Source organism: Stutzerimonas sp. FeSN7 (assembly GCF_030263795.1).
GTDB classification, from domain to species: domain Bacteria; phylum Pseudomonadota; class Gammaproteobacteria; order Pseudomonadales; family Pseudomonadaceae; genus Stutzerimonas; species Stutzerimonas stutzeri.
Map to the genome: position 1 here is coordinate 425178 of NZ_JARPMN010000001.1, position 15476 is coordinate 440653.

Sequence of the window (15476 nt, forward strand, 5' to 3'; positions counted from 1 at the left end):
TAGAAAGACCGCCTTCGGGCGGTCTTTTGCTCACTGGAGCTGGCGACAACGCGAGTCTGGGTCGACGGGGATTTTTATCGGGCTGAAACGAAAAAGCCGAGCCAGGGGGCTCGGTTTTTTCTTGAAGAGTGGTGCCCAGGAGAAGACTCGAACTTCCACGGTGTTGCCACCGCTAGGACCTGAACCTAGTGCGTCTACCAATTCCGCCACCTGGGCACATTGCGATGATTGCTCACCGACTTTTTTGCCATTTTGCCGATTCGAATCGGCCGAAGTCGGCAATCTTCGTTACTGCCTGAGACACGCATCAATGATGCGGGTTTCATTTGAAGAGTGGTGCCCAGGAGAAGACTCGAACTTCCACGGTGTTGCCACCGCTAGGACCTGAACCTAGTGCGTCTACCAATTCCGCCACCTGGGCACGAGAAACGATGATACTTGGCCGTTTCCGTGTTACAACGTCTGCCAGACATTGTGGGCGCGAACTATACGGCCGAGGTTTGGCCTTGTAAACCCCTGATGGCGAAAAATAATTCGCATGAAAGCTGCCGTCCGGCAGCGATTCGCGCTTCAATAGAAAAAGGGCGTTCTGCCTCTATAAATGAATGAAAGGTGACATCTCTTAATGGCCGATTGGCAATCCCTCGATCCCGAGGCCGCTCGTGAAGCGGAAAAGTACGAAAACCCTATTCCCAGCCGTGAGCTGATTCTTCAGCATCTCGGCGAACGTGGCTCGCCAGCTGCCCGTGAAGAGCTGGTGGAAGAGTTCGGGCTGGAGTCCGACGAAGATATCGAAGCGCTGCGTCGCCGCCTGCGTGCGATGGAGCGAGACGGCCAGCTGATCTACACCCGGCGCGGCACCTATGCCCCGGTGGACAAGCTGGACCTGGTCTGCGGGCGCGTCAGCGGCCATCGTGACGGTTTTGGCTTCCTCATCCCCGATGATGGCAGCGACGACCTGTTCCTCAGCCCGGCGCAGATGCGCCTGGTGTTCGATGGTGACCGCTGTCTGGCGCGTGTCGCGGGCCTCGATCGCCGTGGGCGCCGCGAAGGCGCCATCGTCGAGGTGATCAGCCGCGCTCACGAGAGCATCGTGGGCCGTTATCACATCGAGAGCGATGTCGGTTTCGTCGTTCCGGACAACCCCAAGATTCAGCAGGAAGTGCTGGTCACGCCCGGGCGGGCGCTGGATGCCAAGCCGGGTCAGTTCGTCGAGGTAAAGATCACTCACTGGCCGACGCAGCGCTTCCAGCCGCAGGGCGATATCGTCGAGGTGATCGGCAACTACATGGCGCCGGGCATGGAGATCGACGTCGCGCTGCGCAGCTTCGATATTCCGCACGTATGGCCCGAGGCGGTGCTCAAGGAGGCTGCGCGGCTCAAGCCCGAGGTGGAGGAAAAGGACAAGCACAAGCGCGTCGACCTGCGCCATCTGCCGTTCGTCACCATCGACGGCGAGGATGCTCGCGACTTCGACGATGCGGTCTACTGCGAGAAGCCGGGCGGCTGGAAGCTGCTGACCGGCGGGTTCCGTCTGTATGTGGCCATTGCCGATGTGTCGCACTATGTGAAGGTGGACTCGGCGCTCGACAAGGAAGCTGTGGTTCGCGGCAACTCGGTGTACTTCCCCGAGCGCGTGGTGCCGATGCTGCCCGAGGAGCTGTCCAACGGCCTCTGCTCGCTGAATCCCCATGTCGATCGTCTGGCCATGGTCTGCGAGATCACCCTGAGCAAGTCGGGAAAGATGACCGACTACCAGTTCTACGAAGCGGTGATCCACTCCCATGCACGGCTGACCTACAACAAGGTCAGCGCGATGCTGGAGCAGCCCAAGTCTGCCGAAGGCAAGCGGCTCAGCGCCGAGTATGCCGAAGTGCTACCGCACCTCAAGCAGCTCTATTCGCTTTATAAGGTGCTGCTCAAGGCGCGCCATACCCGCGGTGCGATCGATTTCGAGACTCAGGAAACCCGCATCGTCTTCGGTGCCGATCGCAAGATCGCCGCGATCAAGCCCACCGAGCGCAACGATGCGCACAAGCTGATCGAGGAGTGCATGCTCTGCGCCAACGTCGCCACCGCGGCGTTCCTGCAGAAGCATGAGATCCCTGCGCTGTATCGCGTGCACGACGCACCGCCGCTGGAGCGTCAGGAGAAGCTGCGCGCCTTCCTCGGTGAGCTGGGGCTTTCCCTGCACAAGGGCAAGGAGGGGCCGACGCCCAAGGATTACCAGGCGCTGCTGGAGAAGATCCAGGGGCGTCCGGATTTTCATGTGATCCAGACGGTGATGCTGCGTTCGCTGAGCCAGGCGGTCTACAGTGCCGAGAACCATGGTCACTTCGGTCTGAACTACGAAGCCTATGCACACTTCACTTCGCCGATCCGGCGCTATCCGGACCTGCTGGTGCATCGCGCCATTCGCAGCGTCATCCGGTCCCGGCGAGACACGCCGCACGTGCGGCGTGAAGGCGCCCCGAGCATGCCCAAGGCGCGCATCTACCCGTATGACGAGGCGGCGCTGGAGCAACTGGGCGAACAGTGTTCGATGACCGAGCGGCGCGCCGACGAGGCCACCCGCGACGTGGTCAACTGGCTCAAGTGCGAGTTCATGAAGGATCGCGTCGGCGAGACCTTCCCTGGTGTGATCACCGCGGTCACGGGCTTCGGCCTGTTCGTCGAGCTGACCGACATCTATGTCGAGGGCCTGGTGCATGTCACGGCGATGCCGGGCGACTACTACCACTTCGACCCGCTGCATCACCGCCTCTCCGGTGAGCGTAGCGGTCGCAGTTTCCGCCTTGGCGACAGCGTCGAGGTGCGTGTCATGCGCGTCGACCTGGACGAACGCAAGATCGACTTCGAGCTGATCGCCGGGGGCAGCAAGACAGCTGGCCAGCGTGACAGCGGCGAGCGCGGCCGTGAGCCGGGTAACGCCGATATCCGCAAGAGCCGTGAGCTGAAGCAGGCATTGATGGCCGAGGCCAAGTCGGGCGGCCGCAAGGGCAAGGCCGACAAGGCAGGCGGCAGCAAGTCCAGGTCTGGCACATCCAAGCCGAAGTCCGCTGGCAAGTCGGCCGAGAAGTCGCCAGCCTCCAGCGGTGGTCCCAGAAAGCGCAAGGCCAAGTCATGAGTCAGCTGGAAAAGATCTATGGCCTGCACGCCGTGGAAGCGTTGCTGCGCCATCATCCCAAGCGCGTCAAGCAGGTATGGCTGGCCGAAGGCCGGGGCGACCCGCGTGTGCAGGTGCTGATCGAACTGGCCGCGCAGGCGCGGGTCAGTGTCGGCCAGTGCGAGCGCCGCGAGATGGATGCCTGGGTCGAGGGCGTGCATCAGGGCGTGGTGGCCGACGTCAGCCCGAGTCAGGTGTGGGGTGAGGCGATGCTCGACGAGCTGCTCGATCGCGCCGAAGGCCCGCCATTGCTGCTGGTGCTCGACGGGGTGACCGATCCGCACAACCTCGGCGCCTGTCTGCGTACGGCCGACGCGGCCGGCGCGCTGGCGGTGATTGTGCCGAAGGACAAGTCCGCCACCCTCAATGCCACGGTGCGCAAGGTGGCCTGTGGTGCCGCCGAGGTGATTCCGTTGGTGGCGGTCACCAACCTGGCGCGCACCCTGGAAAAGTTGCAGCAGAAAGGGTTGTGGGTCGTCGGAACCGCTGGCGAGGCTGAGCAGTCGCTCTATGCGCAGGACCTCACCGGCCCCATCGTGCTCGTCATGGGCGCCGAAGGACGCGGGATGCGTCGACTGACCCGCGAGCACTGTGACTATCTGGTGCGCCTGCCCATGGCGGGGAGCGTCAGCAGCCTCAACGTATCGGTTGCCACCGGTGTCTGCCTGTTCGAAGCGCTACGTCAGCGTGGGCGGGGTGCGGCGACCGATTGATCCCGGACCGATCCTTCCGGTTCGTTCGGAAACCGACTGACCTTTTTGTGGTCAATCGCTGTCACAGGCTGGTTCGCCGGATAGCGTCTTTTCATCATATTGCTTGAGGGCTCCAGACTCGGAGCCTTGCTGGGTTCGTTACGCGGCGTCAGGCTCGTACCATGGAGGTTGTATGCAGCAGCGCCCGTCTTTTGAAAGCCTGTTCCGGCTGTCGCCGAACGCCTATGTTCTGCTCGACCGCGATCTGGTCATCCTGGATGCCAACGCGGCCTACCTGGCCCTGACCGGCCGCAGGCTGGAGGAGATCCAGGGGCAGCGCCTTCACGAAGCGTTCGCAGCAGACCCGCTCAGCCCCGAGACGACTCGTGTGCAGGAGCTGCTCGACTCCTTTGCCCGCGTGCTCAGCCGCAAGGCCATCGATACGCTGCCGGTAATCCGTTATTCCATCGCCCGCCACACGCCGCTCGGGTCTGTCTACGAGGATCGCTACTGGAGCGCCACGCACACGCCGATCCTGGATGAGCAGGGCGAAGTCGTGGCCATCCTGCAGCACACCTCCGACATCACCGAGCTGCAGGCCATGAAGGATTCGCTGAAGCAGGCTGCCGGGCATCAGCCTGTGCAGCAGCTCGAGCAAGGCGTCATGTCCCGCGCCAGGCTGCTGCAATCCGAGGGCGAGCAGTTGCGGCGCCTCTTCGCGCAGGCGCCAGGATTCGTCTGTTTCCTGCGCGGGCCGAATCACGTCTATGAGCTGGTCAACGATGCCTACCGAGAGGTGACCGGGCATCGCCAGCTGCTGGGCAAGACGGTTCGCGAGGGCCTGCCCGAAGTTGTCGACCAGGGGCTGATCGACCTGCTGGACGAGGTCTACCGCACCGGGCAATCCTATATCGGCAAGCGCGTGTCGCTGTTTCTCAAGCGCCAAGCGGACCGGGAGCCGGAAGAGACGATTCTGGACTTCGTGCTGCAGCCGATCATCGAGAACGAGGGCAACGTCACCGGCATCTTCGTGCAGGGGCAGGATGTAACCGAGCAGCAGCGCAACGAAACGGAATTGCAGCGCTATCGTGAACATCTCGAGGAGCTGGTGCGCGAGCGAACCCTGGCGCTAGAGCAGAGCGAGGCGGAGCGGCAGGTCGCCGAACAGGCTCTGCAGCAGGCGCAGCGGCTGGAGGCGGTGGGCAAGCTGACCGGCGGCATCGCGCACGATTTCAACAACATGTTGCAGATCATCGGTGGCAACCTGCAGCTGCTGCGTCGCAGCCTCGGTGGCGACGAGACCGCTGCCCGGCGTCTGGATTCGGCCGTCAGCGGCGTGGAGAAAGGCGCCCGGCTGGCTTCGCAGTTGCTGGCCTTCGCCAGTCGTCAGCCATTGCTGCCAAGGCAGGTGCATCTGCCCCAGCTGCTCGAGCAGATGCATGAATTGCTCAACGGCGCGTTGGGTTCGGCCGTACAGCTGGAGCTGGAAGTGCTCGGCCAGCCCTGGCCGGTGTTCGTCGATGTCGGCAATCTGCAGAGCGTGGTGCTGAATCTGGCCGCGAATGCGCGTGATGCGATGTCTGGCAGCGGCCGCGTGGTGCTGCGCCTGGAGAATCGTCTGATCGCTGCTGATGCCCCGTCGGGGCAGGGCGGCGACTATGTGCTGCTCAGCGTGATCGATGAAGGCAGCGGCATGAGCGAGGACGTCCGCGCCCGGGCGTTCGAGCCCTTCTTCACTACCAAGCAGGCGAGCAACGCGTCCGGCCTCGGGCTGAGCATGGTCTATGGCTTCGTCAAGCAGAGCGGCGGTTTCGTCAGCCTGGAAAGCGGCGAGCGCGGAGGCACCACCGTGCGTGTGCATCTGCCCCGTCATATTGACGAGCAGGCATGCGCGGCTGATGGGGAGCTTCCGGCTGAACCAGCGCCAGCGTCTGCGGGCGCGCCGTCCTCTTCCGGGGCTGTCGCGCCAGAGGCCGATGGCGGTGCGCTCAAGATTCTCTTCGTCGAGGACGATCCCACGCTGCGCATGCTGACCGGCGAGGTGATGATGGAACTCGGTCATGATGTCGTGGCCAGCGAGACAGCCGAGGAAGCGCTCGAGGCGCTCGCGCGGGAGCCGTTCGACGTGCTGCTGACCGATGTCGGTCTGGCCGGCATGAGTGGCATCGACCTGGCGCGCGAGGCGGCGACGCGGCATCCGCGACTGTCCGTGGTGATCGCCTCGGGCTACGCCGTCAACGCTTCGGACGTCGGCGTCGAGCGGTTGCGCACCATGCTCAAACCCTACGATATCCACCAGGTGCGCGAGCTGCTCGACGGCATTCGCGCCGAGCGCGAGGCGCTACGTGGCTGATTACCACGTGCTGGTCAAATAATCACCAGTTTGCCTTGCGCCGCTGTTGCCCCTTCTCTAGAATGGCGCCCCTTGCCTGGATGGCAGGCGTTTGCGCGCCTTTCTGCAAGCAAGACAACAAGTCATTCACTCCTTGCCTGACCGCATCGTCGGCAGGCTGCAACCCGTAAGGAGCAGTTATGCGTCATTACGAAATCATCTTTCTGGTTCACCCGGACCAGAGCGAGCAGGTCGGCGGCATGGTGGAGCGTTACACCAAGCTGATCGAAGAAGACGGTGGCAAGATCCATCGTCTGGAAGACTGGGGCCGTCGTCAGCTGGCTTATGCCATCAACAACGTGCACAAGGCTCACTATGTGATGCTGAACGTCGAGTGCAGCGGCAAGGCCCTGGCCGAGCTGGAAGACAACTTCCGCTACAACGACGCCGTCATCCGCAACCTGATCATTCGTCGCGACGAAGCCGTGACCGAGCAGTCCGAAATGCTCAAGGCCGAGGAAAACCGTAGCGAGCGCCGCGAGCGTCGTGATCGCCCTGACAACACTGACGGCTCCAACGAGAACGACAGTGACAGCGATAACAACGCTGACGAGTAATCCACGGATCTATTGAGGAGCCTATTTCATGGCACGTTTTTTCCGTCGTCGTAAGTTCTGCCGCTTCACCGCCGAAGGCGTGAAAGAGATCGATTACAAGGATCTCAACACCCTGAAGGCCTACATCTCCGAGACCGGCAAGATCGTTCCTAGCCGCATCACCGGAACCAAGGCACGTTATCAGCGTCAGCTGGCCACCGCTATCAAGCGCGCCCGCTACCTGGCCCTGCTGCCCTACACCGACAGCCACGGCCGTTGATCCGGCTGGTCGACAGAAGTAAAGGATAAATCGCATGCGCGCCCTGGCTGAGTTCATCATGCGCGGCCGCATGCAGGCCATCTTCGTGGTGGCCGGTGCTGCGGCACTGCCCATGTTGTTCTGGCTGAGCGCTGCCGCAGGCAGTCTCGTGCTGCTGCGACGCGGGCTGAACGATGCGTTGAGTGTGCTGGTCTGGGCGGTGATACCGGCCCTGGCCTGGTGGTACTTCGGCGATCCGCGAACCCTGCTGGTACTGCTCGGTTCGCTGGGGCTGGCGCTCCTGCTGCGCAGTCATGCGTCGTGGGTGCGAGTGATGGTATGTAGCGTGGGCCTCGGACTGTTGTATGTCTGGGCGCTCGGTGCGGTGTTCGGCGAGCCGATTGCGGCGCTGGCCAGCGAACTGCAGAAAGTGTTGCCCGACGCGCTGTCGGGGGCCTATCAGCAGCTTTCGGTGGAAGAGCGCGGGCGTCTGGAGTCGCTGTTGGTGCCCGTGCTGACCGGCCTGCTGGCCGCGTTGCTGCAGATCGTCACTCTGCTGAGCCTGATGCTGGGGCGCTACTGGCAGGCCGCGCTGTACAACCCGGGTGGTTTCGGCAGCGAGTTTCGTGCGCTGCGGTTTCCGCCGATGCTGGCGATGCTGCTGTTGGTGGGCATGCTGCTGGGGCCGAATCTCGGTGCGCAGCTGGCCGTGCTGACGCCGCTGTGCAGTGTGCCGCTGGTGTTCGCCGGTCTCGCGCTGATGCACGGACTGGTCGCTCAGGGGCGTCTGCCGCGGTTCTGGCTGGTGGGGCTGTACGTCACGCTGGTGCTGTTCATGCAGTTGATTTATCCGCTACTGGCCGTTTTGGCCATTGTCGACAGTCTGTTTGATTTTCGTGGTCGCGCGGCCGGCAAGAACGGCGCGGGACCTGCGAACGGTGAAGGTTAAAAGTTAAGAGGTAAGACTCAAATGGAAGTCATCCTGCTGGAAAAGATCGCCAACCTGGGCAACCTGGGCGACAAGGTAAACGTCAAGGCCGGTTACGGCCGTAACTACCTGCTGCCGCAAGGCAAGGCTACCGCTGCGACCCCGGCCAACATCGCCGAGTTCGAAGCCCGCCGCGCCGAGCTGGAAAAAGCTGCTGCCGAGAAGAAGGCTTCTGCCGAAACTCGCGCTGCTCAGCTGGCCGAACTGGAAGTCACCATCACCGCTACCGCGGGCGATGAGGGCAAGCTGTTCGGTTCCATCGGCACTGCCGACATCGCCGATGCCCTGACCGCCTCCGGCGTCGAAGTGGCCAAGAGCGAAGTTCGTCTGCCGAACGGCACCATTCGCCAGACCGGCGAATACGACGTGGCTGTGCACCTGCACACCGACGTCGAAGCGACCGTCAAGCTGATCGTCGTAGCCGGCTAAGCCGTCGTCTGGCACCGCTGGTGCCTGACGAGTAACATCGGGCACGTTTCCGCGCGAGTGGAACGTGCCCTTTGTTTTTTCCGTAGTTTCGAATTTCGAGTGCCATGAACGACATCAGTGTCCCCCAGCAGTACGATCTGGAAACCGCCGCGCTCAAGGTGCCGCCACACTCCATCGAGGCTGAGCAGGCGGTGCTTGGCGGTCTGATGCTGGACAACAATGCCTGGGAGCGTGTGCTCGACCAGGTATCCGACGGCGACTTCTATCGCCACGATCATCGCCTCATCTTCCGCGCCATCTTCGCCCTGGCCGAACGCAACTCGCCGTTCGACGTGGTCACCCTGTCCGAACAGCTGGACAAGGAGGGGCACCTGTCCCAGGTGGGCGGCCTCGCCTATCTCGGCGAACTGGCCAAGAACACACCGTCGGTTGCGAACATCAAGGCGTACGCGCAGATCATTCGTGAGCGGGCGACGCTGCGCCAGCTGATCGGCATCAGCAACGAGATCGCCGACAGCGCCTATGCCCCGCAGGGCCGCACCGGCGAGGAGATCCTCGACGAAGCCGAGCGACTGATCTTCCAGATTGCCGAAGCGCGACCGAAGACCGGTGGGCCGATCGGCATCAACGACATTCTGGTCAAGGCCATCGACCGCATCGACACCCTGTTCAATGCTGGCGAGGCGATCACCGGCCTGTCCACCGGTTTCACCGATCTGGACGAAGCCACCAGCGGCCTGCAGCCGGCCGACCTGATCATCGTTGCCGGCCGTCCGTCCATGGGCAAGACCACCTTCGCCATGAACCTGGTGGAAAACGCCGTGCTGCGTACCGACAAGGCGGTGCTGGTGTTCTCTCTGGAAATGCCCGCCGACTCCATCGTCATTCGTATGCTCGCTTCGCTCGGGCGCATCGACCAGACCAAGGTGCGCGCCGGTAAGCTCGATGACGATGACTGGCCGCGACTGACCTCGGCCGTCAACCTGCTCAACGATCGCAAGTTGTTCATCGACGATACCGCTGGCATCAGCCCCTCGGAGATGCGTGCGCGGACCCGTCGCCTGGCCCGCGAGCACGGCGAGATCGCGCTGATCATGGTCGACTACCTGCAGCTGATGCAGATTCCAGGGTCCAGCGGCGACAGCCGGGTCAACGAGATTTCCGAAATCTCGCGCTCGCTAAAGGGCCTGGCGAAGGAATTCAACTGTCCGGTGATCGCTCTGTCGCAGCTCAACCGCTCGCTGGAGCAGCGACCCAACAAGCGCCCGGTGAACTCAGACCTTCGTGAATCGGGGGCGATCGAGCAGGATGCGGATATCATCATGTTCGTCTACCGCGACGAGGTGTATCACCCGGAAACCGAGTACAAGGGCGTCGCCGAGATCATCATCGGCAAGCAGCGGAACGGCCCGATCGGCACCACCCGGCTGGCCTTCCTCGGCAAGTACTCGCGCTTCGAGAACCTCGCGCCGGGCAGCTATCAGTTCGACGACGACTAGTCGTCCGCCTCGCTCGGCGTCGGGGCAGGGTGTCGTCCATGCCCCTCGCCGAGTTCCGGTCTGCACGGTCGTGCCGAGCGGAGTAAGATTCCAGCCTCACCCGCCGTTGTACAGGAACAGTCCCATGCGTCCGCTGGTTGCCACGGTCGACCTGACCGCGCTTCGTCACAACTACCTGCTCGCCAAACAATGCGCACCCCAGCGCAAGGCCTTCGCCGTGGTCAAGGCCAACGCCTATGGCCATGGTGCGCCAGAGGCGGTAACGGCATTGCGCGAGATTGCCGATGGTTTCGCCGTGGCCTGCCTGGAAGAGGCGGAGGTGATTCGCGGATGCGCACCCGAAGCGCGCATCCTGCTGCTGGAAGGCTGCTTCGAGCCATCCGAGTATCTGCGCGCGGCCGAGCTGGGGCTGGACATCGCCGTTCAGGACGCGCGCCAGGCCGACTGGCTGCTGGCCGCCGACCTGGCGCGGCCATTGAACGTCTGGCTCAAGCTGGATTCGGGCATGCACCGGCTGGGCTTCAGCGTGGACGGCCTGCGCGAGTGTCACGCGCGGCTCAAGGGAGGGGCCCAGGTCGGCGAACTCAATCTGATCAGTCACTTCGCCTGCGCCGACGAGCGTGGCCATGCGCTGACCGAAACCCAGCTGGAGCGCTACGCAGAGCTGCTGGAGCTCCCGTTCGAGCACTGTTCGCTGGCCAATTCCGCCGCCGTGCTGACCCTGCCGCAGGCGCATATGGCCTGGATCCGGCCTGGCATCATGCTCTACGGTGCGACGCCGTTCGCCGAGCTGAGCGCCCGGGAGCTTGGACTGAAACCTGTGATGACGCTGACCGGCGCGCTGATCGCGGTGCGCGACGTGCCGGTCGGTGAAAGCGTTGGCTACGGTGCGAGCTGGGTGGCGCAGCGCCCTTCGCGTATCGGCACCGTCAGCTGCGGCTATGCCGATGGTTATCCGCGTACCGCGCCTTCCGGCACCTCGTTGGTGATCCATGGGCAGCGCGTGCCGCTGGCCGGGCGGGTGTCGATGGACATGCTCGCCGTGGATCTGACCGACCTGCCGCAGGCGCAGCTCGGCGACGCGGTGGAGCTGTGGGGCGCACAGATGCCTATCGATGAGCTCGCCCAGGCCTGCGGCACCATCGGCTACGAGCTGCTGACCAAGGTGACCGGGCGGGTGCCGCGCCGTTATGTCGGCTGATCGGCCGGCGCGCGGCCGTCCTGCTGGACCCAGCTCGCCCGGCCCTGCTGCTTGGCGCGGTAGAGCGCCTCGTCAGCGGCCTTGTAGAGCCGGCTGAACTCCTCGGCATGGTGCGGAAAGAACGCGGCGCCGACGCTCACGGTCACCGCCAGGCTGGTGCCCCGGTAAGGCACCGGCAACGACAGCTCGTGCAACAGGCGTTCGGCGACCTGCCCGGCATCCTGTTCAACGGTTGCCCCGGTCAGCAGTATCGCGAATTCATCCCCGCCCAGCCGGGCTGCCATGTCGCTGCTGCGCACCAGGCTGCGCAGTCGCTGGCCCAGTGTGCGCAACAGGAGATCACCGGCGTCGTGGCCATGGCCGTCGTTGATCGGCTTGAAGTGGTCCAGATCGATCAGTAGCAGCGCAATCGACTCACCGCGCCGCGCGGCCTCGGCGATGGCCGCTTCGACGCGCTCGATGAGGTAGCGGCGATTGGGCAGTTCGGTCAGCGGGTCGTGGAAGGCGGCCTGTTTGAGTTCGATTTCCCGTTCGCTGAGGTCCCGGTTGGCCTGTGCCAGCTCGGCGGTACGCGCCTCCACCGCCAGGCTGAGTTGTTCGGCGCTGGCCTGGACCTGCTTCAGTCGCGCGGACTTCTCCCGGTCGGCATGCTCCAGCGCCGCCGCCCGTTCCTGCTTGAGTATCTGGATGCGCGAGGCCAGGGCGAAGGAGAACAGGATGGATTCGGCCGCCACCGCCAGCGGAAAGACGTAGCCGCTCCAGGCCGCCGGCTGAATCACGCCGGTGGCGCGCAGCAACAGCAGGTTGACGCTGCCCAGGATCACGCCGAAGCCGCAGAGGTAGAGCAGGGCGGGAAAGTAACCCTGGCGCCAGCGGCGGAACGAGGCCCAGAGCGAGGCCGGGATCGCGGTCAGGGCCAGCGCGACGAAGACCCAGGCGCCGAACGCGCGCAGCCCGAAGATGTTGAGCAGCACGGCCGTGACATAGAGGCACAGGGCGAAGGTCAGCAGGCGATGGGCCCAGGGCACGAAACGGCGGGTCTGCAGCAGGGTCTGGGTGAAGCGGCAGGCGCTGAAGCCCCAGAGCGCCGGGATGCTGATGCGATCCAGCCAGAAGGGCACCGGTCCGTTCGGCCAGAGGTACTGAAAGCCGTGTCCGGTCATGCCCAGGATCATCAGCAGCGCGCCGCTGGTGGTCATCACGTACCAGAAATAGGCGGTATCGCGCAGGCTGAGGAAGATGAACAGGTTGTACAGCAGCATGGCCAGGATCAGGCCATAGATCAGGCCGAGAAACAGGTTCTCGCCCACTGCCTGCTCCTGCAGGGCGTCGAGCTGCCAGACCTTGAGCGGAAAGGAGTTGCCGGCCGGATCGTAGCTGCGCAGATAAAAGGTCAGCGGGCGCTGGTCGCTAAGCTCCGGCAGGCGGAACAGCATGCGCCGGTACGCGTGGTCGCGCCCTTCGTGAAAGCCGACCAGCTCGCCGGATTGACGCTCGGTCCAGCCACCGTTGCCGTCCGGCAAATAGATGCGCAGGTCTTTCAGGGTCACCGAGCCAACTTCCAGCCACCATCGAGACGGCGCGTCGCTGGCCCGCTGCAGCGTGACCCGAACCCACCAGGGGTGCGGGCTCTGGCCGACGCTGGCCTTGCCCTGCGACGGCTGAAAGCGCGCCTGCACCTCAGGGCGTTGCAGGTCCGTCACCTTCAACTCGGCGCCGGGATCCATCAGCAGTTCCACATGGGCATTCAGACTTCGGCCGCTGTCATGCACGCCGATCAGGGCGGTATCGGCATGGGCTGGCAAGAGCGTGCCTAGGCACAGCAGCAGGGCAAGGAGGACGGCGTGCACCAGGATCTCCCGGGCTCGATGCGTGGGTCGGGTGGCGCGAGTATAGCGGGAGACGAAAGCGCAGCGCGCGCCTGTCGGCAAGGCCGATAAAGACCCTGCACAGTGGTCGGGCTTGGTTATTTTTTGTGCTATATTCCGCGCCCGTTTTCGTTGCCCCGGTTTTCCGCCATGCACGCCGTCAAGCCACTGTTCGACTATCCCAAGTACTGGGCCGAGTGTTTCGGTCCGGCGCCGTTCCTGCCGATGAGCAGGGAGGAGATGGATCAGCTCGGCTGGGACTCGTGCGACATCATCATCGTCACGGGTGACGCCTATGTCGATCATCCGTCCTTCGGCATGGCGATCATCGGCCGTCTGCTCGAGGCCCAGGGCTTTCGCGTGGGCATCATCAGCCAGCCGGACTGGCAGAGCAAAGACGACTTCATGCAGCTCGGCGAGCCGAATCTGTTCTTCGGCGTCGCGGCCGGCAACATGGACTCGATGATCAATCGCTACACCGCCGATCGCAAGGTCCGCTCCGATGACGCCTATACCCCGGGAGGCCTGGCCGGCAAGCGGCCGGATCGCGCCAGCCTGGTCTATAGCCAGCGCTGCAAGGAGGCCTACAAACATGTGCCGGTGGTGCTCGGCGGCATCGAGGCCTCGCTGCGCCGCATCGCTCATTACGACTACTGGTCGGACAAGGTGCGCCGCTCGATCCTGCTGGACGCCACCGCGGACATCCTGCTCTACGGCAATGCCGAGCGCGCCATCGTCGAGGTGGCGCAGCGCCTGGCGCGTGGCGAGCCGGTTGAAGCGATCACCGACGTGCGCGGCACCGCGTTCATTCGCAAGGACACACCCGAAGGCTGGTTCGAGATCGACTCCACGCGCATCGACCGCCCGGGCAAGATCGACAAGCTCATCAACCCTTACGTCAACACGCAGGACCTGCCCGCGTGCGCCATCGAGAAGGACAAGGGGCCGCAAGACGACCCGAACGAAGCCCGGCCGGTGGAGCTGCTGCCGCACCCGAAGCTTACGCGTGAGCGCACGGTGATCCGTCTGCCGTCCTTCGAAAAGGTGCGCAACGATCCGGCGCTGTACGCCCACGCCAACCGGGTGCTGCACCTGGAAACCAACCCAGGCAACGCCCGCGCGCTGGTGCAGCGTCACGACGACCGTGAGCTGTGGCTCAATCCGCCGCCGATTCCGCTGACCACCGAGGAAATGGACTTCGTGTTCGCCGCGCCCTATGCGCGCGTGCCGCATCCGGCATACCACGGCGCGAAGATTCCCGCCTACGAGATGATCCGCTTCTCGGTGAACATCATGCGCGGCTGCTTCGGTGGCTGCACCTTCTGCTCGATCACCGAGCACGAGGGGCGCATCATCCAGAGCCGCTCCCACGAGTCGATCCTGCACGAGATCGAGGAAATGAAGAACGTGCCGGGCTTCACCGGTGTGGTCTCCGATCTCGGCGGCCCGACTGCCAACATGTATCGCCTGGCCTGCAAGAGCCACGAAATCGAGAAGCACTGCCGCAAACCGTCCTGCGTGTTCCCCGGCATCTGCGAGAACCTCGATACCGATCACGGCTCACTGATCGAGCTGTACCGCAAGGCGCGTGCACTGCCGGGCGTGAAGAAGATCCTGATCGCCTCCGGCCTGCGCTACGACCTCGCCGTCGAGTCGCCGGAGTACGTCAAGGAGCTGGTCACCCACCATGTCGGCGGTTACCTGAAGATTGCGCCGGAGCATACCGAGCGTGGTCCGCTGGACAAGATGATGAAGCCGGGCATCGGCACCTATGACCGCTTCAAGCGCATGTTCGAGAAGTACTCGAAAGAGGCGGGCAAGGAGCAGTACCTGATTCCGTACTTCATTGCCGCGCATCCGGGCACCACCGACGAGGACATGCTCAACCTCGCCCTGTGGCTCAAGGCCAACGGCTTCCGCGCCGACCAGGTGCAGGCCTTCTATCCCTCGCCAATGGCCACCGCCACCGCGATGTACCACAGCGGCAAGAACCCGCTGCGCAAGGTGACCTACAAGAGCGAGGGTGTGACCATCGTCAAGAGCGAGGAGCAGCGTCGCCTGCACAAGGCCTTCCTGCGCTATCACGACCCCAAGGGCTGGCCGCTCTTGCGCGAGGCGCTGATCCGCATGGGTCGCGCCGACCTGATCGGCAGCGGCAAGCATCAGCTGATCCCCGCGCACCAGCCGGCGGTGGACGGCTACCAGAGCGCGCGACGCAAGAACTCCACGCCGGTCGGCAGCAAGAAGGCCGGGCAGGGTGGCAAGATCCTCACCCAGCACAACGGCCTGCCGCCACGCAGCCACGACGGCAACGTCTGGGACAAGCGCGAGCAGGCCAAGGCCGCCGCCGAGGCGCGGCGCAAGGCGGCCAACGGTGGCAAGCCCGCCGGCAAGGGCCGCAAGCCGCAGCGCCCGGTTGCACCCCGTTAGCGGTAGCGGTTCTTCG

The 15476-nt window shown here is 64.1% G+C and carries 11 protein-coding genes and 2 tRNA genes; 10 read left to right on the forward strand and 3 right to left on the reverse strand.

All coding sequences use genetic code 11. The features are described 5' to 3' along the window. Positions 1 to 129 precede the first annotated feature (129 nt). Both P5703_RS01895 and P5703_RS01900 read right to left on the reverse strand, forming a co-directional pair. Positions 130 to 216 (reverse strand) — tRNA-Leu (locus tag P5703_RS01895). A 118-nt stretch (positions 217 to 334) separates the two neighbouring features. Then, positions 335 to 421: transfer RNA gene (locus P5703_RS01900), tRNA-Leu, on the reverse strand. 204 nt (positions 422 to 625) lie between these two features. Here P5703_RS01900 and rnr point away from each other — a divergent pair. From rnr to alr, 9 genes are all read left to right on the forward strand, one after another. Continuing rightward, entirely contained in the window at positions 626 to 3127 is a 2502-nt protein-coding gene (gene rnr / locus P5703_RS01905) for a ribonuclease R (protein ID WP_279641539.1), read from the forward strand. After that, positions 3124 to 3879, forward strand: a complete 756-nt coding sequence (rlmB, locus tag P5703_RS01910) for a 23S rRNA (guanosine(2251)-2'-O)-methyltransferase RlmB (protein ID WP_011914676.1) — start codon at positions 3124 to 3126, stop codon at positions 3877 to 3879. The genes rnr and rlmB overlap by 4 nt, the downstream gene beginning before the upstream one ends. 172 nt (positions 3880 to 4051) lie before the next feature. Then, positions 4052 to 6211 (forward strand): PAS domain-containing protein, encoded by a 2160-nt coding sequence (locus P5703_RS01915; protein ID WP_279641540.1) that lies wholly within the window; start codon positions 4052 to 4054, stop codon positions 6209 to 6211. A 179-nt stretch (positions 6212 to 6390) separates the two neighbouring features. Next, positions 6391 to 6807 (forward strand): 30S ribosomal protein S6, encoded by a 417-nt coding sequence (gene rpsF, locus P5703_RS01920; protein WP_011914674.1) that lies wholly within the window; start codon positions 6391 to 6393, stop codon positions 6805 to 6807. Positions 6808 to 6835: 28 nt separating this feature from the next. Next, the gene (gene rpsR / locus P5703_RS01925) at positions 6836 to 7066 is read left to right on the forward strand and encodes a 30S ribosomal protein S18 (RefSeq protein ID WP_003283112.1); all 231 of its coding nucleotides are present in this window, start codon (positions 6836 to 6838) and stop codon (positions 7064 to 7066) included. Positions 7067 to 7100: 34 nt separating this feature from the next. Beyond that, positions 7101 to 7994 carry a YybS family protein gene (locus tag P5703_RS01930; RefSeq protein ID WP_013984083.1) on the forward strand — a complete coding sequence of 298 codons (894 nt, stop codon included), beginning with the start codon at positions 7101 to 7103 and terminating at the stop codon, positions 7992 to 7994. 21 nt (positions 7995 to 8015) lie between these two features. Continuing rightward, on the forward strand, positions 8016 to 8462 hold the full coding sequence (rplI, locus tag P5703_RS01935) for a 50S ribosomal protein L9 (RefSeq protein ID WP_011914672.1): 447 nt from the start codon (positions 8016 to 8018) through the stop codon (positions 8460 to 8462). A 104-nt stretch (positions 8463 to 8566) separates the two neighbouring features. Beyond that, positions 8567 to 9961: a replicative DNA helicase gene (dnaB, locus tag P5703_RS01940; RefSeq protein ID WP_013984082.1), complete on the forward strand. Its 1395-nt coding sequence runs from the start codon at positions 8567 to 8569 to the stop codon at positions 9959 to 9961. Between the two features lie 124 nt (positions 9962 to 10085). Then, positions 10086 to 11162: an alanine racemase gene (gene alr, locus P5703_RS01945; protein WP_256043377.1), complete on the forward strand. Its 1077-nt coding sequence runs from the start codon at positions 10086 to 10088 to the stop codon at positions 11160 to 11162. Here the strand turns inward: alr and P5703_RS01950 are convergent. Further along, positions 11150 to 13012, reverse strand: coding sequence for a diguanylate cyclase domain-containing protein (locus P5703_RS01950; RefSeq protein ID WP_279641541.1), 1863 nt, complete (start codon positions 13010 to 13012; stop codon positions 11150 to 11152). The genes alr and P5703_RS01950 overlap by 13 nt on opposite strands. 168 nt (positions 13013 to 13180) lie before the next feature. Here P5703_RS01950 and P5703_RS01955 point away from each other — a divergent pair, with 168 nt between their 5' ends. Further along, complete coding sequence (locus P5703_RS01955) at positions 13181 to 15460, forward strand: YgiQ family radical SAM protein (RefSeq protein ID WP_279641542.1); 2280 nt, start codon at positions 13181 to 13183, stop codon at positions 15458 to 15460. Positions 15461 to 15476: the final 16 nt, after the last annotated feature.